This is a genomic window from Streptomyces humi (assembly GCF_001005085.2).
In the GTDB taxonomy this organism is placed as follows: Bacteria; Actinomycetota; Actinomycetes; order Streptomycetales; family Streptomycetaceae; genus Streptomyces; species Streptomyces humi.
On record NZ_LBMU02000070.1, the window covers coordinates 1 to 17,997 of the forward strand.

The window sequence follows — 17,997 nt, forward strand, 5'->3', positions numbered from 1 at the left end:
GGGGTGGATGAAGGCCAGGGGTGGATGAAGGCCAGGGGTGGCTGGGCTGGGGGGTGGGTGTTCAGTTCTGGCAGGGGAGGGTGCGGGACGCGGGGAGGTCGCGGAGGATCCAGGTCCGCTCCGGGGCGATCTCCGACTCCCCCACCGCCAACCGGTCGGGGGTCTGCTGTCCCCGCGTGATGCCGACGAGGAGGCGGACGCCCACCCCGATCCGGGTGTCGGTGCCGGAGGCGAGCGGGAACCGCACCTCCTCGGCGGTCCTCGCCGGCTTGTAGGCGCGGGTCACGCGCAGGGTGACCCGCGCCTCCCCGGAGTCCGGGATCTCCCGCACCGCGGTCACCGTGCCCTCCACGACCAGCCGGGCGCAGGCCAGGTAGCCGGGGCCGCCGGCCTGCTCCTGACCCTTGGCACCGGACGCGCTGCCGGCCGCGGCGTCACTGCTCGCCCCCTTCGACATGGCCTCCGAGCCGCTGTGGGACGCGAGCCACCCGATGCCGAACACGGCCGACGCGAACGCGGCGGCGAGGGCACCGGCCAGGCCCAGCGCACGCACACCGGAGTGCCGCCGGGGACGCGGACGCCCGACCGGACGCGGCTGCGACTGCGGCTGCGGCTGCGGCTGCGGCTGCGGGGACGGCGGCGGGCCGGCGAGGGCGTCCCCCAGGATCCCGAGCCCCGCACGCAGCAGGGCCACGTCGTCGGCGGCGGCACGATACCCGGCCATGAAGACGGGGTCGGCACGCTGGACATCACTGAGCTCCCCGTCCATGAGCACGGCCAGCAAGGCATCGTCCTCGACACCCCGTCCGCCGCCGCCGTGATCACCCACGTCGCCCCGGCCGTCGTGCCGCTCGTGTCCGTCGTGTTCGGCGGGCATGGTCACACCACCTCGTCCTCGTGCAGGCGGGCGCGCAGGGCCCGTACCGCCGTGTGCAGCCGGCTCTTGACGGTGCCTTCGGGGATGCCGAGCCGCTCGGCTATCCCCCGTACCGGCAGGTCGGCGTAGAAGCGCAGGACGAGGATCTGGCGCTGGGCGTCCGGCAGTTCGTCCAGGCCGCGGGCGACGGCGGCGGAGAGCAGGCTGCTGTCGTCGCCCACGGCGTCGTCGGGCCGGCGGAGGGCGGCCAGCCGTTCACCGAGGCGTTCCTGGCGGCGCTTGGCGCGATGCCAGTCCATGGCGAGGTTGGAGGCGACCACCGCCGCCCACGCCGAGACGTCCCGCGGTGCCTCCCGGCCGCCCGCGGCCCGCTCCAGCAACCGCAGCCGTACCTGCTGTACCCCGTCCGGCAGGTCCGCCTGCGGTACCCCGCCCAGCGCGAGCACCGCCCGCACCCGGCGTTCCTGGTCCGCGTCCAGGGGGTCACCGTGCTGATCCCCCTCGACGCGGCGGGCCTTTCTGCGCAGCACGACCCACCCCCTCACGCGTTTCCCCTACGACGCCACGGGTCCCGGAAACGTTCGGCCGGAGCCGGGATTTCTTTTCCGAGGCGTACGTCACACCGCCGCGCAGCGCAGCACAGCTTGCGGCACGACGGCCACGTGAAGGTAATTTCTCCAGCTCAGCGCGGGTGCGGGCGGGAGTTCCACAGGCCGGTTGATCCGGTCGGCGGGTATGCCGCGCAAAGAATTGGACAGGCTGACCCGGGTCGGCCGCATGATGGAAAGGCCGCAGACACACGTCAACGTACGCAGAGGGAGACACCGTGAGGGTCGGAATCGTCGGAGCCACCGGTCAGGTCGGCACGGTCATGCGCAGGATCCTCACGGAGCGCGACTTCCCGGTGACCGAGCTGCGCCTGTTCGCCTCGGCGCGTTCGGCCGGCACCGTGCTCGACGGTGTGACGGTGGAGGACGCGGCGACCGCCGACTACACCGGCCTCGACATCGTGCTGTTCTCGGCGGGCGGCGCCACCTCGAAGGCGCTGGCCGAGAAGGTCGCCTCGCAGGGTGCCGTCGTGATCGACAACTCCTCCGCCTGGCGCAAGGACCCCGAGGTCCCGCTGGTCGTCTCCGAGGTCAACCCGCACGCGATCGCCGACCGCCCCAAGGGCATCATCGCCAACCCGAACTGCACCACGATGGCCGCGATGCCGGTCCTGAAGGTGCTGGACCGGGAGGCTGGTCTCCAGGCCCTTGTCGCCACCACCTACCAGGCGGTCTCCGGCTCCGGTCTCGCGGGCGTCGCCGAGCTGCACGGCCAGGTGCAGAAGGTGGCCGCCGACGCGGAGAAGCTGACCCACGACGGTTCGGCGGTCGACTTCCCCGAGCCGCAGGTCTACAAGCGGCCCATCGCCTTCAACGTGCTGCCCTTCGCCGGCAACCTCGTCGACGACGGTCTGAACGAGACCGACGAGGAGCAGAAGCTGCGCAACGAGTCCCGCAAGATCCTGGAGCTCCCCGAGCTGAAGGTCTCCGGTACCTGCGTGCGCGTCCCGGTGTTCTCCGGCCACTCCCTCCAGATCAACGCGCGGTTCGCCCGGCCGCTCTCGCCGGAGCGGGCCACCGAGCTGCTGTCCGAGGCGCCCGGTGTCGAGCTGTCCGACATCCCGACCCCGCTGCAAGCGGCCGGCCAGGACCCCTCGTACGTCGGCCGGATCCGCCGGGACGAGACCGTCGAGAACGGGCTGGCGCTGTTCGTCTCCAACGACAACCTCCGCAAGGGGGCCGCGCTGAACGCCGTGCAGATCGCGGAGCTGGTGGCGGCGGAGCTGTCGGAGTAAGGACGCCTGAAGCGCCTCAGGGGGGTGCCGCGGTCTGCCGTCGTGCGGCCGCGGCACCGTCCTGGCCGGTCGCGCGGGTCCCCGCGCCCCTCCGGGGCGCGTCACCGCGAGGGCGCTGACTGGCCATCTCTCGGGTTTTCCCTCGACGCCCCGGGCACTGTCCCATGGAAGGATGGCGCAACCCACACATAACGAGGAGATGACCGCGTGCCTGGCACAAACCTGACTCGCGAAGAGGCACAGCAGCGGGCGAAGCTGCTCACCGTTGACTCGTACGAGATCGATCTCGACCTCTCCGGCGCGCAGGAGGGCGGTACCTACCGGTCCGTGACCACGGTGCGCTTCGACGTCGCCGAAAGCGGCGCCGCGTCCTTCATCGACCTGGTGGCCCCGGCGGTCCACGAGGTCACCCTGAACGGTGACTCGCTGGACCCCGCCGAGGTCTTCGCGGACTCCCGGATCGCGCTGCCGGGCCTGCTGGAGGGCCGCAACATCCTCCGGGTGGTCGCGGACTGCGCCTACACCAACACGGGTGAGGGTCTGCACCGGTTCGTCGACCCGGTCGACGAACAGGCCTACCTCTACACCCAGTTCGAGGTGCCGGACGCCCGCCGGGTCTTCGCCTCCTTCGAGCAGCCGGACCTGAAGGCGACCTTCCAGTTCACGGTCAAGGCGCCCACAGGCTGGACGGTGATCTCCAACTCGCCGACGCCCGAGCCCAAGGACGACGTCTGGATCTTCGAGCCGACGCCGCGCATCTCGTCGTACATCACCGCGCTGATCGTCGGCCCGTACCACTCCGTGCACAGCGTGTACGAGAAGGACGGCCAGTCGGTCCCCCTCGGCATCTACTGCCGTCCCTCGCTCGCCGGGTTCCTGGACTCGGACGCGATCTTCGAGGTGACCCGGCAGGGCTTCGACTGGTTCCAGGAGAAGTTCGACTACGACTACCCGTTCAAGAAGTACGACCAGCTCTTCGTACCGGAGTTCAACGCGGGCGCGATGGAGAACGCGGGCGCGGTGACCATCCGCGACCAGTACGTCTTCCGGTCCAAGGTGACCGACGCGGCGTACGAGACGCGTGCCGAGACCATCCTGCACGAGCTGGCCCACATGTGGTTCGGCGACCTGGTCACCATGGAGTGGTGGAACGACCTGTGGCTGAACGAGTCGTTCGCCACGTACACCTCCATCGCCTGCCAGGCGTACGCGCCCGGGTCGCGCTGGCCGCACTCGTGGACCACCTTCGCCAACTCCATGAAGACCTGGGCGTACCGGCAGGACCAGCTGCCCTCCACGCACCCGATCATGGCCGAGATCCGTGACCTGGACGACGTCCTCGTCAACTTCGACGGCATCACGTACGCCAAGGGCGCGTCCGTCCTGAAGCAGCTGGTCGCGTACGTCGGCATGGACGAGTTCTTCACCGGCGTGCAGGCGTACTTCAAGCGGCACGCGTACGGCAACACCCGCCTGGCCGACCTGCTGGGCGCCCTGGAGGAGACCTCCGGGCGCGACCTGAGCACCTGGGCGAGGAAGTGGCTCCGGACGGCGGGCATCAACATCCTGCGCCCGGAGGTGGAGACGGACGGCGACGGTGTCGTCACCTCCTTCGCCGTCCGTCAGGAGGCCCCGGCGCTGCCGGCCGGTGCCAAGGGCGAGCCGACGCTGCGTCCGCACCGGATCGCGATCGGCCTGTACGACCTCGACGAGGCGAGCGGCAAGCTGGTGCGCACCGACCGGATCGAGCTGGACGTGGACGGCGAGCTGACGGCCGTACCGCAGCTGGCCGGCCGGCGCCGCCCGGCGGTGTTCCTGCTCAACGACGACGACCTGTCGTACGCCAAGGTCCGCCTCGACGAGGAGTCCCTGCGCCTCGTCACCGAGCACCTGGGCGACTTCGAGTCCTCGCTGCCCCGCGCGCTGTGCTGGGCGTCCGCCTGGGACATGACCCGGGACGCCGAACTCCCCGCCCGCGACTACCTGTCCCTCGTGCTGTCCGGTATCGGCAAGGAGTCCGACATCGGTGTCGTGCAGTCCCTGCACCGCCAGGTGAAGCTGGCCGTCGAGCTGTACGCCGACCCGACCGCCCGCGAGGCGCTGCTCACCCGCTGGACCGACGCCACGCTGGCCCACCTGCGGGCGGCCGCGCCGGCGAGCGACCACCAGCTGGCCTGGGCCCGCGCGTTCGCGGCGACCGCCCGCACGCCCGAGCAGCTGGACCTCCTGGAAGGCCTGCTGGACGGCACCCAGACCGTCGAGGGCCTGGCCGTCGACACCGAACTGCGCTGGGCGTTCGTGGAGCGGCTGGCCACGGTCGGCCGGTTCGACGAGGCGGACATCGCGGCCGAGTACGAGCGGGACCGGACCGCCGCCGGTGAGCGCCACGCGGCCACCGCCCGCGCCGCCCGGCCGACCGAGGAGGCGAAGGCCGAGGCGTGGGCGTCGGTCGTCGACTCCGACAAGCTGCCGAACGCCGTGCAGGAGGCGGTGATCGGGGGCTTCGTCCAGACCGACCAGCGTGACCTGCTGGCCCCGTACACCGACAAGTACTTCGAGATCCTGAAGTCGGTGTGGGACTCCCGCTCGCACGAGATCGCCCAGCAGATCGCGATCGGTCTCTACCCGTCCCTCCAGGTCTCCGCGGAGACCCTCACGAAGACGGACGCCTGGCTGGCCTCGGCCCAGCCGAACGCGGCCCTGGCCCGTCTCGTCTCGGAGTCCCGCGCGGGCGTCGAGCGTGCCCTGAAGGCCCAGGCCGCGGACGCGGCCGCGCGGTAGCGGACGGTACGGCACAGCGGGCGCCCGGTGCACGGCACTGGGCGCCCGCTCGTGGTTCTCCTCCGGATACGTGTCTTCTGCTCCCCATCACCCAGGGCGAGTTGAGTATCCGCACTCAGTTCCGGGGTGCCCGGGTGTTGCGAGCATCGGTGCAACGAAGCGGCCCTCGAACACCTACGGAGAACCTGTCATGTCCCGTCGTATCGCACTGTCCGTCGTCGCCGGTGTCGTCGTTCTGGGAGGTGCCGGCGCCTTCGCCCTCGCCTACGCCGGGGACCAGGACAAGGCGCCGGTGCTGGCGCACAGCGGCACCCGCTACACCGCCCCCGCCGGCGGGCACGGGGGCTCGTTCTCCTTCACCACCGAGGTCACGGCGTCCTCCGGGGTGCAGAGCCTGAAGGTGCTGGCCTGGCCGGAGAAGTCGGAGTTCGCGAAGAAGCGGCTGACCGCCGAGGAGATGACCCAGGTGGAGTCGGCGACCTGCACACCGGCCGGCGCGAAGACCGTCCGGTGCGTGTACAGGTCGCCGGTGTCCGCCGCCGACGCCGCGTCCTCCGCACACGGCCTCTGGCACGTCGCCGTGCTCGCCACCGCGAAGGACGGACACACCACCTTCGACACCAGGGCCGCGGACTTCACCCTCGCCTGAGCCGGTCACCCGAGGTGGGCGGCCAGCGCCCGCCCGATGTCCGCCGCCCGCGCGTCGTCGGCCGCCCAGGCCGCGTAGCCGTCGGGGCGGACCAGGAGGGCCGTCCGGCGGTCGCTCGCCCAGTGGGCCGCCGTCAGACGGTCCGCACGCGCCGGGTCCGCCTCGTACGACCCCGGGGTGACCAGGACGAACCGGCCGTCGCGCAGGGCCTCGTGGAGGCGGCCGCCGCCGGCCAGCGCGAGGTCGGGGACGCGGGCGCCGGTGAGGGGGTGGGCGCCCCTGGGGGCCGGGTACCGGTAGCCGATGCCGGTGACCTGGCCGATCGCCCGGCGGCGGGCCGGCGGGAGGTGGTTCAGGGCGGTCGCGAGCGCGGCCCGCACCGGCAGCTGCCAGCCCTTGGCCATCGCGAGGCGGACGATCGCGCCGCTGCTGCGCAGGACCGTCCTGCCCACGGGGTGGCGTTCGCTCTGGTAGGTGTCGAGCAGGGCGGGGGCCGCGTGCCCGCGCAGGACGGCGGCGAGCTTCCAGCTCAGGTTGGCCGCGTCCTGGAGGCCGGTGTTCATGCCCTGGCCACCGGCCGGGGTGTGCACGTGCGCGGCGTCACCGGCCAGGAAGACCCGGCCGACCCGGTACTCCGGGACCTGGCGCTCGTCGCTGTGGAAGCGGGACATCCAGCGGGCGTCGTGCATCCCGTAGTCCCGGCCCAGCGCCAGCCGGGTGATCTCCTTGATCTCGTCGAGTCCGACCGGCTCGTGGTCGGGGACGTCACGGCCGCGGTGCCAGCAGATCACCCGGTGGTAGCCGTCGCCGAACGGCACGAGGAAGGCGAACGCGTCGCCGACCGCGGCGGCCGTGAGCACCGTCTCGGGCCGCTCGGCGAGCAGCACGTCGGCGAGGACGACGGACCGGATCGCCGACCGCCCCGGGAACGGCATCCCGACCGCCTCCCGCACCGCGCTGCGCATCCCGTCGGCGCCGACGACGTACGCGGCGCGCAGCCTGTCGGCGCCCCTGACGTGCACGGTGACCCCGTCGGCGTCCTGGGTCAGGCCGGTCACCTCGCACTCGTTGCGGAAGTCGACGCCCGCCGCCACCGCCCGGCGCTCCAGCACCTTCTCGACCTCGTACTGCGGGAGGACGAGGACGTGGGGGAACCGGGAGGGGAGCGTGCCGAGGTCGAGGGTGAGGCCGTCGAAGAGGTTCAGGCGGGTGATCGGGCGGCCCACCGCCTCGAGGTCGTCGGCGACTCCGCGGGCGTCGAGCTGCTCCAGGGCGCGGGCGTGCAGGACGAAGGCGCGCGAGAGGTTGCTGATGCCGTGCGGGCGTTTTTCGAGGAGGGTGACCGGGATGCCGGCGACGGCGAGGTCACCGGCGAGCAGCAGCCCGGTGGGGCCGGAGCCGACGACGATCACGCGCGGCGGTTCGGTGGTGCCGTTCATGAGGACCTCCTGGGTGCCGGCGTCTTGTGTGGGTCAACAGGTGTGGCCGAACACTTGTGGGCCAACAGATGTGGGCCAACGAGCGTTGGTCAACGCTTGTTGGCAAGCGTAGGTCGCGCGAGGCTGCCGGTCAACACTTGTTGGCCCACGATCGTTGACCTACGCCCGTTGACCTACGACTGTTCGGCCTAGGCTTGCCGGCAGCCGCCGGTTGGCCCACACCCGTTGGCCACAGCTGTTGGCCCACACCCGTTGGCCCACAGTTGTTGGCCCACGAATGTTGGCCTACGCTCGTTGGCATGACCGGCTCCCCCAGTAGAGACACAGCGCCCGTGGGCGGCTCGGCGGCGCGCCGCTCCGATGCCAGCCGTTCCGCCATCCTGGCCGCCGCCCGCGAGCGCTTCGCCACCGACGGATACGAGCGCGCCACCATCCGCGCCATCGCCAGGGACGCGCACATCGACCCCTCCATGGTCATGCGCTACTTCGGCAACAAGGACGGCCTCTTCGCCGCCGCCGTCACGCTCGACCTGCGGATGCCCGACCTGTCGCAGGTACCGCGCACCGAGGTCGGGCACGCGCTGGTGGGGCACTTCCTGACCGTCTGGGAGGAGAACGAGGAGCTCACCGCGGTGCTGCGGGTCGGCGTCACCAACGCTGCGGGGGCCGAGCGGTTGCAGGGCATCTTCCGGGACCAGGTGGTGCCGGTGGCCCAGCGGGTGTGTCCCGATCCCGAGCAGGTGCAGACGCGGGCGGGGCTGTGTGCCGCGCAGCTGATGGGGCTCGCCCTCACCCGCTACGTGGTGCGGCTGCCGCCGGTCGTGGCGCTGGGCCGCCCGGAGATCCTGGCGTGGCTCGGGCCGACCGTCCAGCGGTATCTGACGGCACCGAGTCCCTGAGGGGGCCGGGAACGGCCAGGGGGCCGGGGAAGCACCGAGGGCGCCGGCCGACTTCCGTACGCCGCGAGGCGGTCCGTACGGAAGGCGGCCCGCGCCCTCGGTATAGAAGCGGAGAAGCTGAGGTCAGACCTTGGCCTTGGCCTTCGCCGAGCCGGGCTTGACGACCCGCACCGTGGACTTGTCCAACACCATCACCAGGCCGGCGATGACCGCGAACAGCACGAGCGGGGCCAGGACGTAGAGGCCCAGCGTCTCGATGACGCTCAGGCCGTTGCCGGGGTCGTCACCGTCGTCGCGCGTGAGCGCGAGCGCGGGGGACGACATGAGCAGCATCATCAGCGTCGTACCGGCAGCCAGGGCGCCGGCGCGCAGGGCGTTCTTCTTGTCCACGATCCCCAAGTTAGCGGGCCGACTTCGGGGACGCGCGCCCGGGGTCCCCCTAGCCGCCTCCGGGCACCCCGGCCGCCGCCCCGGGAACCACCGCCTCCCGACGTCCCGACCCCGGCGTCACCGGTCGACACCCGGCATCACCCCGGCCGGAACCCGGCATCGCCCCGGCCGGAACCCGCCATCACCCCGGCCGACACCGAACTCACCCCGGCCCGCGCTCGCCTGCCCCGCCCCGCCCCACACCGGGCTCACCCCGGCCCGCGCTCCGGCTCACCCCGCCTCACCCCGGCCCGCGCTCACCCGCCCCGCCCCATCCCCGGCTCACCCCGGCCCGCCGTCCCCGGCCGGGGAGCCTGCCGGGTCGTTCTCGCGGAGGACCTCCAGCAGCGCCCGTACCCTCCGCGATCCCCGCAGTTCCTCCAGCGTCACCGGCCGGCCCTTCGCGTCGGCGATCGGCAGGCGCCAGTTCGGGTACTGGTCCCAGGTGCCGGGCAGGTTCTGCGGGCGGCGGTCGCCGATGGCGTCGGGGAGCCAGACGCCGATCATGCGGGCCGGGGTGCGGAGCAGGAAGCGGTGCACGGCCCGGATCCCGGCCTCCTCGTCGCCGACGTCGGTCCCGGCCAGCAGACCGAGGCTGATCAGCAGGGCCAGCCACTCCGCCGTGTCGGCCTTCGCGTCCGCCAGTTCCTCCGCGGTCGGCCGGGTCAGCAGGCCCAGCCGGTCGCGGAGTTCGACGTGTTCGCCGGTGAGGCGGGCGGCGGTGGGCGGCAGGTCGTGGGTGGTGGCGGTGGCGAGGCAGTCGGCACGCCAGCGTTCCGGGGGCAGGGGGCGGCTGTCGCCGTCCCAGTCCCGTTCGAACCAGAGGACGGACGTGCCGAGCACGCCGTGGCGCTGGAGCGTCTCGCGGACGCCCGGTTCCACGGTCCCCAGGTCCTCCCCGATCACCACCGAGCCCGCCCGGGTCGCCTCCAGGGCCAGCAGGGCGAGCATGGCCTCGGCGTCGTAGCGGACGTAGGTGCCCTCGGTCGGCGGGCCGCCCTGGGGGACCCACCAGAGCCGGAACAGGCCCATCACGTGGTCGATGCGCAGGGCGCCGGCGTAGCGGAAGAGGGCGCGGAGCAGGTCCCGGTAGGGGGCGTGGCCGGAGGCGGCGAGTCGGTCCGGGCGCCAGGGCGGCAGGCCCCAGTCCTGGCCGCGGGCGTTGAAGGCGTCGGGCGGGGCGCCGACGGACATCCCGGCGGCGAAGAAGTCGCGCTGCGCCCAGGCGTCCGCGCCCTGGGGGTGCACACCGACGGCGAGGTCGTGGACGATCCCGACGGGCATCCCGGCCTCGCGGGCGGCCCGCTGGGCGGCGGTGAGCTGGGTGTCGGTGAGCCAGGCGAGCCGGGTGTGGAAGGCGACGCGGTCGGCGAGTTCGGTACGGGCGCGGGCGGTCTCGGGCGAGCGGGGGTCGCGCAGCGGCTCGGGCCAGTGGTGCCAGTCGGAGCCGTGCCGTTCGGCGAGCGCGTACCAGGTGGCGTGGTCCTCCAGGGCCTGGCCCTGTTCGGTGCGGAAGGCGTCGTAGGCGGCCTGCCGTCCGGGGCCGAGCGGGACGGCGGCCGCTTCCTCCAGCGCCTCGCGCTTCAGTTCCCACACCGCGTCCCGGTCGATGAGCGCGCCCTGGTCGAGGACGGCGGAGCGCAGACGGGCGGCCCGTTCCGCGAAGGCCGCCCCGTGGCCGTACTCGGGGACGGACTCCGGTCGCAGGTGGACCGGGTCGGGGAAGCGGCGGGACGAGGGGCGGTACGGCGACGGGTCGGTGGGGGCGCCGGGTACGGCCGCGTGCAGTGGGTTGACCTGCACGAATCCGGCGCCGGCGGTGCGTCCGGCCCAGTCGGCGAGGTCGGCGAGGTCACCGAGGTCGCCCATGCCCCAGGAGCGCTCGGACAGGAGCGAGTAGAGCTGGACGAGGAGTCCGTAGGAGCGGTCGGCGGGCGTGGGCAGCCGGTCAGGGGCGACGACGAGGTGACAGCGGCCGCTGCGGCCGTCGGGCGCGGTGGCGGTCAGCAGGTGCACGCCGGCCGGCAGGTCCTGTACGTCGTCGCGGGTCCGCCCGTCCTCCGTGCGCACCTCGACGCGGGTGCCGGCGGGCAGGTCGAGGGCGATTTCGCCGCTGCCCGTCCAGTGGACGAGGGTCGGTGGCAGCAGCCGTTCGGCGAGGTGGCGCTCCCGGTCGGCGAGGGCGGCGCGGACGGCCCGCGGATCGCTCGCGTCGACGCCCAGGGCGCCCAGCACGGCGATCACGGCGGAGGCCGAGGCGGGGACCGTGCGGTCCGGGGAGGGGCTGTAGGAGGTGGCGACGCCGTGCAGCTCCGCCAGCCGGGACAGCTCCCCGTCGAGGGGAGCGTCGAGGGCTCCGCTCATCTACAACCCCGGCTCGCTGGTCAGCGGGGCGGCGTCGGCGAGCGGCGGTTCGCTGGTCAGGGGTTCGGCGTCGGGCAGCGGCGGCTCGCTGGTCAGCGGCGCCTCGACGCGGACGGCCTCGGCGCTGAACACGCACGGGCAGGGTTCGTCCACGGTCTCCACCGGGGGTTTGAACTGGGCCGGGATCGGATGATGAACCGTTGCGGCCACGGTGGCCTCCTTGTCGGTACGTCGGGTACGGCGGTATCTGCCGGATCAGCGGTATCTCCCGGATCAGCGGTGTCTACCGGATCAGCGGTGTCCGCCGGACCGGCGCTGTCCGCCGGTCGGGAAAGGCCTACCCAGTGAACCGGACCGCACGCGTGGCGGAATCCGAACTGACTATTCACTCAGCACATGTATTCAGTGCATACTGATCTCCATGAGCACCCGGCACATCCTCCTGGGGCTGCTGGAGGCAGGGCCGAGTCATGGCTACGACCTCAAGCGGCGCCACGACGAGCGCTTCCCGCAGGCCCGGCCGCTGGCCTACGGGCAGGTCTACACGACCCTGCAACGCCTGGTCCGCGACGGTCTGGCGGAGGTCGAGGGGACCGACGCCGACGGCGGACCGGAGCGGACCCGCTACCGCTCGACGGAGGCGGGCGCGCACGAACTGGCCGTGTGGGCGGGCGCGATCACCCCGCCGGCGCCCTTCGTGGCGAACGAGATCTTCGCCAAGGTCGTCGTGTCGATCCTCGCCGGCGGCGACCCGGCCGCCTACCTCGGCGCCCAGCGCGCCGCGCACATGGAGCGGATGCGCGAGCTCACCGCCGTCAAGACGGCTCCGACCGCCGATCTGACGACCGTGCTCTCGGCGGACTTCGCCCTCAACCACCTCGACGCCGACCTCCGTTGGATGAACACGACGGCGGCCCGGCTCACCACTCTGACCGCGGAGGTCGACTCAGCATGAGCAACCAGGGGGGCACCCCGCCGCCGCTGCTGGCGGGCCGGGACCTGGCCAAGGCACACGGCAGGACCGAGGCCCTGCGCGGCGCCTCGGTCGAGCTGCGCGCGGGCGAGATCCTCGCCGTGACCGGCACCAGCGGCAGCGGCAAGTCCACACTGCTGCACTGCCTCGCCGGGATCGTCCGGCCGGACGCGGGCTCGGTGACGTACGCCGGGGAGCGGCTGGACCGGCTGCCGGAGAAGCGGCTGAGCGAGCTGCGGCGGACCGACTTCGGGGTGGTCTTCCAGTTCGGGCAGCTGATCCCGGAGCTCACGGCGCTGGACAACGTGGCGCTGCCGCTGATGCTCGCGGGAGCGACGCGCGCGGACGCCCGGACGCGGGCCGGGGAGTGGCTGGAGCGGTTCGGGGTGCGCGGGCAGGGGGAGCTGCGGCCGGGCGCGATGAGCGGCGGGCAGGCCCAGCGGGCCGCGCTGGCCCGGGCGCTGGTGACCGGCCCGAAGGTGGTCTTCGCGGACGAGCCGACCGGGGCGCTGGACTCGCTGGCGACCGAACAGGTGATGACCGCGCTGGCGCACACGGTCCGGGAGGCGGGCACGGCCGTCCTGCTGGTCACGCACGACGCCCAGGTGGCGGCGTACGCGGACCGCGAGGTGCGGCTGAGCGACGGGGCCGTGCTGCCTTCGGAGGTGACCGCGTGAGGGCCGATGTGAGGCTCGCCTGGCTGCTGACGCGGGGGTCGGACCGGCGGGAGTGGTGGCGGGTCGCGCTGACCGCGCTCGGGGCAGGACTCGCCACCGGGTTCGCGCTGGCGGCCGTCGCCCTCGCCGCGGTGCGCGGCACGTACGACATCGGGCTGGCGCACGGCCTGCTGGACCGGCCCGGGGAGCGTTCCGGGGTGGTGTTCAGCCTGCTCCTGCTGCTGATCCCGGTGCTCGGCTTCCTCGGCCAGAGCGCGCGGATCGGTGCCGTCCACCGGGACCGGCGGCTGGCCGGACTGCGGCTGGCCGGCGCCACGTCCTGGCAGGTCCGCCGGATCGCCGCGCTGGAGACGGGCCTGGTCTGCCTGCTGGGCTCCGGGCTCGCCACCGTGGTCGCGGTCCCGGTCCTGCTGTCCCTGTGGTCGCGGCCCACCGCACTCGCCTGGGCCGGGATCGTGCTGGTCGCCCTGGGCGTGCCGGTGCTGGGAGCGGCGGCGAGCGCGCTGGCGCTGCGCCGGGTGGTGGCCTCGCCGCTCGGCCGGGTCCGCCGGACACGGTCCGCGCGGCCCCCGGGGCGGCTGTTCCTGGTGGTGACCGGTCTGAGCACGGTACTGGTGCTGCTGACCGTGCTGACCCCCGACAACGGGGACCGTCTCGCCTCCTCCCCGGCCCCGCTGCTGGTCTTCGCGCTGATCGCGCTGGCCGGTCTCGCGGTGGTGTGGCTGCCGGGCTGGTGGTCGGGGCTGCTGGGCCGGGTGCTCGCGGACCGCGCGGGGCGGCCGGCGCTGCTCATCGCGGCCGAACGGCTGCGTGACGACCCCTGGGCGGCGGCCCGCACGAACGCGGCCGTGCTGCTGGTGACGCTCGTGGGCACGGGCTTCGCCGGGATACGTCAGGTGCTGCTCGCCGATCTGCACGCCATGCGCCGCGACGGCTCGCTCGGCACGGACCTGTCCTTCTACACGACGGGGATCGATCTGACGGGCGCCGCGCTGCTCGTCGCCCTGGCGATCGTCCTGTCCGCTCTCGCCGTCGGCACCGCGGAGTCCGTGGCGGCCCGGCGCCGGGGACTGGCCGCGCAGACCGCCGCCGGGGTGCCGCGGGGGGTGCTGGTCCGGGCGCTGCTGTGGGAGACCGCGCTGCCGCTGGCCCCCGGTGTCGTGCTGGCGGGCGCGGCCGGGACCGCGATCGGCGTCTGGTACGCGGCGCTCGCCACGCGGCACACCGCCGTGGGGGTGCCGTACACGGCGCTGCTGGTCCCGGTGGCCGTGTACGCCTGCTGTCTGCTCGCGGCGGCCACCTCGCTGCCTCTGCTGCGCCGCTCGGTGCGCCCGGCCGAACTGCGCTACGCGTGACCGCCGGATGAGCGTCCGGTCCCGGGGGCGCAGGGGACTCCCGGGGCCGGGGCCCACGTGTGCTCGGGTATGCGAAGGCCCGGGTCGTCAGGCGGAGATGCCGTCGATCCGGGCCAGGGCGTCGTCCGCGCCGTACGGCTGCAAGTAGGGCAGCCAGCGCGGGTCCCTATGGCCGGTGCCGATGATCCGCCAGGCCAGGCCGGTGGGTGGGGCGGGCTTGTGCCGCAGCCGCCAGCCGATCTCGACGAGATGGCGGTCGGCCTTGACGTGGTTGCAGCGGCGGCAGGACGCCACCACGTTGTCCCAGACGTGCTGACCCCCGCGACTGCGCGGGATGACGTGGTCGACGCTGGTTGCGACGCCACCGCAGTACATGCACCGGCCCCCGTCGCGCGCGAAGAGCGCCCTGCGGGTGAGAGGAACGGGCCCCCGGTAGGGAACCCGTACGAATCGCTTGAGCCGGACCACGCTGGGTGCGGGGACTGTGACGGTCGCGCTGTGCATATAGGCGCCGGAATCCTCCAAGGCGACTGCCTTGTTCTCCAGGACGAGGACGAGCGCGCGGCGGAGCGGTACGACGCCGAGCGGCTCGTACGACGCGTTGAGGACCAGGACATGCGGCACGGGTGCCTCCTTGGGCGTCGGCGGCGCGTGGCTCGCGCCGGGACGATCTGTGGCCAGTCTCCCCTCTTCGCTGGTGGCCGCGCCACCATGTCCGCGTAACGGGCTGGGAGTGTTTTCGACCACATCGCATTCATCCCCCGGCCGCCCCCCTCCTCAAGCAGGGCTGTTCAAACGGCAGTGAGCGCGGTCTCTCCTTCACGTTTCGGTGCGGTGCGCACACGATGCGCCGTTAGTGTGGTGATCCTGCCCGTCCGGTGACCTTTTCGTGACCTTGACCGCCGTATCCGACCGTGATCGCCGTACCGGAGGGCAGCACCGCACCGCCTGGAGGTACCCGCCGTGTCCTTGCCCGCCGTCCTACTGGCCGCCGGTTCGTCGCCGTCGCCGACCCCTTCGGGATCGTCGACCCCGGCGGTGCCCACGCTCCAGGACGCCCAGGAGAGCGCCACCAACGCCGCGAGCTGGGTCGAGCAGAACTGGTCGACCTGGCTGGCGATCGGGCTGAAGGTGCTGCTGATCCTGGTGATCGCGGTGGTGCTCAGAAGGGTCGTGCTGCGGGCGATAACCAAGCTCATCGACCGGATGAACCGGACGGCCGAGTCCGCCGAGGGCACCACCCTGGGCGGGCTGCTGGTCAACGCGGAGCGGCGGCGGCAGCGGTCGCAGGCGATCGGGTCCGTGCTGCGGTCGGTGGCCAGCTTCGTGATCCTCGGCACGGCCGCGCTGACCGTGCTGTCCGCCTTCCAGATCAATCTGGCACCGCTGCTGGCCTCGGCCGGTGTCGCCGGTGTGGCGATCGGTTTCGGCGCCCGCAACCTGGTCACGGACTTCCTGTCCGGTGTCTTCATGATCCTGGAGGACCAGTACGGCGTCGGTGACACGATCGACGCGGGGGTGGCCGCCGGCGAGGTGATCGAGGTCGGCCTGCGGGTGACCAAGCTGCGCGGCGACAACGGCGAGATCTGGTACGTCCGCAACGGCGAGGTCAAGCGCATCGGCAACCTGTCGCAGGGCTGGGCCACCGCCGGCGTGGACGTCACCGTCCGGTCCAGCGAGGACCTCGACGGGGTCCGGGCCGTGCTGGACGAGGTCGCCGAGAAGATGGCGAAGGAGGAGCCCTGGAACGAGCTGCTGTGGGGCCCCATCCAGGTACTCGGCCTGGACTCCGTCCTCATCGACTCGATGGTGGTGCGGCTCTCCGCCAGGACCATGCCCGGCAAGGCGCTGACCGTGGAGCGCGAGCTGCGCTGGCGGATCAAGCGGGCTTTCGACGCGGCGGACATCCGGATCGTCGGCGGGGTCCCGACCGCCCTCTCCGAGGAGGAGGCGGCCGACCCGGTGGCGGCGGTGGCGGCCCCGGCGGTCTTCGCCGACGCGGACTCCCCGCAGGTGGCGGCGACGACGCCGATACCTCCGCAGAGGCCGACGGCCCCCGGGAAGTAGGGGAACGGCAGCACGCTCGTCCGAGTGACGGGCGGGGAACCGGCGGGGAACCCTCGGCACCGCCCCGTTCCTGGCTGGCTGACCGGTTTCCCGACGCAGCACTGAGCAGCACGGAGCGGCACTGAGCAGCACGGAGCGGCTTCCGAGCGGCTACCGCGGTCTCCGCGCCGAAAGGCCCGTCCGGTCTCCCGGGCGGGCCTTTCGCATGTCCGTGTCCAGGTAACGACTGGGTTGCCGCACCGGCGGGCTATTGACGCCCTTCTCCCGGCGGCCTACTTTTCCAGCCAACAGGAAACTTTCCTAACAGTGATCAAGGGGAACCGGTCCGGACCTCCCACCCGGCTGGACCGACGACCCGGGTCACTGGGAAACTGAGCGGCTGGAAAGGCAGGTGTCGAACCACATGGCAGGAACCGCCGGTACGCCGGGCACCCCTCGCGTGCTGCGCGCCATGAACGACCGCGCCGCACTGGACCTGCTGCTGGAGCACGGCCCGCTGTCCCGCACCCGGATCGGCAAGCTGACCGGCCTCTCCAAGCCGACCGCCTCCCAGCTGCTGGCCCGCCTGGAGGCGGCCGGACTGGTCCTGGCGACCGGCACCAGCGAGGGCCGTCCCGGCCCCAACGCCCAGCTGTACGCGGTGAACCCGGCCGCCGCGCACGCCGCCGGACTCGACGTCAGCCCCGACCGGATCCGCGCCGCCGTCGCGGACATCACCGGCCGCACCGTCGGCGAGTACGAACTCCCCACCCCGGGACGGCGCTCCGCCCACCCCGTCGTACGTCAGGTCACCGACGCGCTCGACGGCGCGGTGAAGGCGGCCGGGCTGGCCCGGGACGACGTGCGCCGGCTGGTCATCGGCACCCCCGGCGCCTTCGACCCGAACACCGGCCGCCTGCGCTACGCCTCGCACCTGCCCGGCTGGCACTCCCCCGCGCTGCTCGACGAACTCGCCGCCGCGCTCCCGATGCCGGTCGAGTACGAGAACGACGTCAACCTCGTCGCCATCGCCGAACAGCGGCTCGGCGCGGCCCGCGGCCACGGCGACTTCGTGCTGCTGTGGAACGAGGAGGGCCTCGGCGCCGCCCTGGTCCTCGGCGGCCGGCTGCACCGCGGCTGGACCGGCGGCGCCGGAGAGGTCGGCTTCCTGCCGGTGCCCGGCACCCCGCTGGTGCGCCAGGTCACCAAGGCCAACAGCGGTGGCTACCAGGCCCTCGCCGGTTCCCAGGTACTGCCCGGGCTGGCCGCGGAGCTCGGCATCGACGACGTACCCACCGGGTCGCGCGCCGAGGCCGGTGCCGCCCTCGTCGCCCGCGCCGCCGACCACGGCACCGGACCGCACCGCGAACTCCTGAAGACCTACGCGACCCGGCTAGCCACCGGTCTCGCCGCCCTCGTCTCCGTCCTCGACCCCGAACTCATCGTCCTCAGCGGCACCGTGCTGACCTCCGGCGGCGAGGTGCTGCGCGCCCTCGTCCAGGCCGAGCTGGAGGAGCTGGCGGCCGCCCGGCCGCGGCTCGTCGTCGGCGACGTCCGCGAACACCCCGTGCTGCGCGGCGCGCTGGAGAGCGCACTCGCGACCACCCGCGACGAGGTCTTCGACACCTCGCGCTAGCCGGCCCCGGTTCCGCCCCGTCTTCGCCC

At 73.1% G+C, this 17,997-nt stretch carries 16 protein-coding genes; 9 read left to right on the top strand and 7 right to left on the bottom strand.

Going from position 1 to position 17,997, the window contains the following annotated elements; genetic code table 11:
* Positions 1 to 61: 61 nt before the first annotated feature.
* Together AAW13_RS28200 and AAW13_RS28205 are read right to left on the bottom strand one after the other, a co-directional pair.
* On the bottom strand, positions 62 to 877 hold the full coding sequence (locus AAW13_RS28200; RefSeq protein WP_052768776.1) for a hypothetical protein: 816 nt from the start codon (positions 875 to 877) through the stop codon (positions 62 to 64).
* Between the two features lie 2 nt (positions 878 to 879).
* On the bottom strand, positions 880 to 1,407 hold the full coding sequence (locus AAW13_RS28205) for an RNA polymerase sigma factor (protein ID WP_046734654.1): 528 nt from the start codon (positions 1,405 to 1,407) through the stop codon (positions 880 to 882).
* 296 nt (positions 1,408 to 1,703) lie between these two features.
* Here AAW13_RS28205 and AAW13_RS28210 point away from each other — a divergent pair, with 296 nt between their 5' ends.
* From AAW13_RS28210 to AAW13_RS28220, 3 genes are all read left to right on the top strand, one after another.
* Positions 1,704 to 2,720 (top strand): aspartate-semialdehyde dehydrogenase, encoded by a 1,017-nt coding sequence (locus tag AAW13_RS28210; RefSeq protein WP_046734655.1) that lies wholly within the window; start codon positions 1,704 to 1,706, stop codon positions 2,718 to 2,720.
* 207 nt (positions 2,721 to 2,927) lie between these two features.
* Positions 2,928 to 5,501: an aminopeptidase N gene (gene pepN / locus AAW13_RS28215; protein ID WP_046734656.1), complete on the top strand. Its 2,574-nt coding sequence runs from the start codon at positions 2,928 to 2,930 to the stop codon at positions 5,499 to 5,501.
* Positions 5,502 to 5,691: 190 nt separating this feature from the next.
* Entirely contained in the window at positions 5,692 to 6,150 is a 459-nt protein-coding gene (locus AAW13_RS28220) for a DUF5707 domain-containing protein (protein ID WP_046734657.1), read from the top strand.
* Positions 6,151 to 6,155: 5 nt separating this feature from the next.
* Here AAW13_RS28220 and AAW13_RS28225 read toward each other — a convergent pair whose 3' ends face one another.
* The gene (locus tag AAW13_RS28225; RefSeq protein WP_046734658.1) at positions 6,156 to 7,589 is read right to left on the bottom strand and encodes an FAD-dependent monooxygenase; all 1,434 of its coding nucleotides are present in this window, start codon (positions 7,587 to 7,589) and stop codon (positions 6,156 to 6,158) included.
* A 299-nt stretch (positions 7,590 to 7,888) separates the two neighbouring features.
* Between AAW13_RS28225 and AAW13_RS28230 the strand changes: the two genes are divergently transcribed.
* Complete coding sequence (locus AAW13_RS28230) at positions 7,889 to 8,488, top strand: TetR/AcrR family transcriptional regulator (protein WP_046734659.1); 600 nt, start codon at positions 7,889 to 7,891, stop codon at positions 8,486 to 8,488.
* Positions 8,489 to 8,611: 123 nt separating this feature from the next.
* Here the strand turns inward: AAW13_RS28230 and AAW13_RS28235 are convergent, their stop codons facing one another.
* The 3 genes from AAW13_RS28235 to AAW13_RS28245 form a co-directional block, all read right to left on the bottom strand.
* A complete protein-coding gene (locus AAW13_RS28235) occupies positions 8,612 to 8,878 on the bottom strand; it encodes a hypothetical protein (protein ID WP_046734661.1) in 267 nt (88 codons plus the stop codon).
* Positions 8,879 to 9,199: 321 nt separating this feature from the next.
* On the bottom strand, positions 9,200 to 11,281 hold the full coding sequence (malQ, locus tag AAW13_RS28240; RefSeq protein ID WP_046734411.1) for a 4-alpha-glucanotransferase: 2,082 nt from the start codon (positions 11,279 to 11,281) through the stop codon (positions 9,200 to 9,202).
* Positions 11,282 to 11,491, bottom strand: a complete 210-nt coding sequence (locus tag AAW13_RS28245) for a hypothetical protein (RefSeq protein ID WP_046734412.1) — start codon at positions 11,489 to 11,491, stop codon at positions 11,282 to 11,284.
* A 211-nt stretch (positions 11,492 to 11,702) separates the two neighbouring features.
* On the opposite strand from AAW13_RS28245, the gene AAW13_RS28250 reads away from it, so the two are divergent.
* The 3 genes from AAW13_RS28250 to AAW13_RS28260 are packed head-to-tail and all read left to right on the top strand — an operon-like array spanning position 11,703 to position 14,286.
* On the top strand, positions 11,703 to 12,236 hold the full coding sequence (locus tag AAW13_RS28250; RefSeq protein WP_046734413.1) for a PadR family transcriptional regulator: 534 nt from the start codon (positions 11,703 to 11,705) through the stop codon (positions 12,234 to 12,236).
* Entirely contained in the window at positions 12,233 to 12,931 is a 699-nt protein-coding gene (locus AAW13_RS28255) for an ABC transporter ATP-binding protein (RefSeq protein WP_046734414.1), read from the top strand. Before AAW13_RS28250 ends, AAW13_RS28255 begins: the two co-directional genes overlap by 4 nt.
* Positions 12,928 to 14,286 (top strand): FtsX-like permease family protein, encoded by a 1,359-nt coding sequence (locus AAW13_RS28260; protein ID WP_046734415.1) that lies wholly within the window; start codon positions 12,928 to 12,930, stop codon positions 14,284 to 14,286. Before AAW13_RS28255 ends, AAW13_RS28260 begins: the two co-directional genes overlap by 4 nt.
* An 87-nt stretch (positions 14,287 to 14,373) precedes the next feature.
* Here AAW13_RS28260 and AAW13_RS28265 read toward each other — a convergent pair whose 3' ends face one another.
* Positions 14,374 to 14,910 carry an HNH endonuclease gene (locus AAW13_RS28265; RefSeq protein WP_046734416.1) on the bottom strand — a complete coding sequence of 179 codons (537 nt, stop codon included), beginning with the start codon at positions 14,908 to 14,910 and terminating at the stop codon, positions 14,374 to 14,376.
* Between the two features lie 339 nt (positions 14,911 to 15,249).
* Between AAW13_RS28265 and AAW13_RS28270 the strand changes: the two genes are divergently transcribed.
* Positions 15,250 to 16,353 (top strand): mechanosensitive ion channel family protein, encoded by a 1,104-nt coding sequence (locus AAW13_RS28270; protein ID WP_046734417.1) that lies wholly within the window; start codon positions 15,250 to 15,252, stop codon positions 16,351 to 16,353.
* Between the two features lie 403 nt (positions 16,354 to 16,756).
* Complete coding sequence (locus AAW13_RS28275; protein WP_046734430.1) at positions 16,757 to 17,968, top strand: ROK family transcriptional regulator; 1,212 nt, start codon at positions 16,757 to 16,759, stop codon at positions 17,966 to 17,968.
* Positions 17,969 to 17,997: the final 29 nt, after the last annotated feature.

Coding starts and splice junctions, on each gene's coding strand:
- AAW13_RS28255 (WP_046734414.1), top strand. CDS start 12,233: ATGAGCAACCAGGGGGGCACCCCGCCGCCGCTGCTGGCGGGCCGGGAC.
- AAW13_RS28275 (WP_046734430.1), top strand. CDS start 16,757: ATGGCAGGAACCGCCGGTACGCCGGGCACCCCTCGCGTGCTGCGCGCC.
- AAW13_RS28220 (WP_046734657.1), top strand. CDS start 5,692: ATGTCCCGTCGTATCGCACTGTCCGTCGTCGCCGGTGTCGTCGTTCTG.
- AAW13_RS28250 (WP_046734413.1), top strand. CDS start 11,703: ATGAGCACCCGGCACATCCTCCTGGGGCTGCTGGAGGCAGGGCCGAGT.
- AAW13_RS28225 (WP_046734658.1), bottom strand. CDS start 7,589: ATGAACGGCACCACCGAACCGCCGCGCGTGATCGTCGTCGGCTCCGGC.
- AAW13_RS28200 (WP_052768776.1), bottom strand. CDS start 877: ATGCCCGCCGAACACGACGGACACGAGCGGCACGACGGCCGGGGCGAC.
- malQ (WP_046734411.1), bottom strand. CDS start 11,281: ATGAGCGGAGCCCTCGACGCTCCCCTCGACGGGGAGCTGTCCCGGCTG.
- AAW13_RS28230 (WP_046734659.1), top strand. CDS start 7,889: ATGACCGGCTCCCCCAGTAGAGACACAGCGCCCGTGGGCGGCTCGGCG.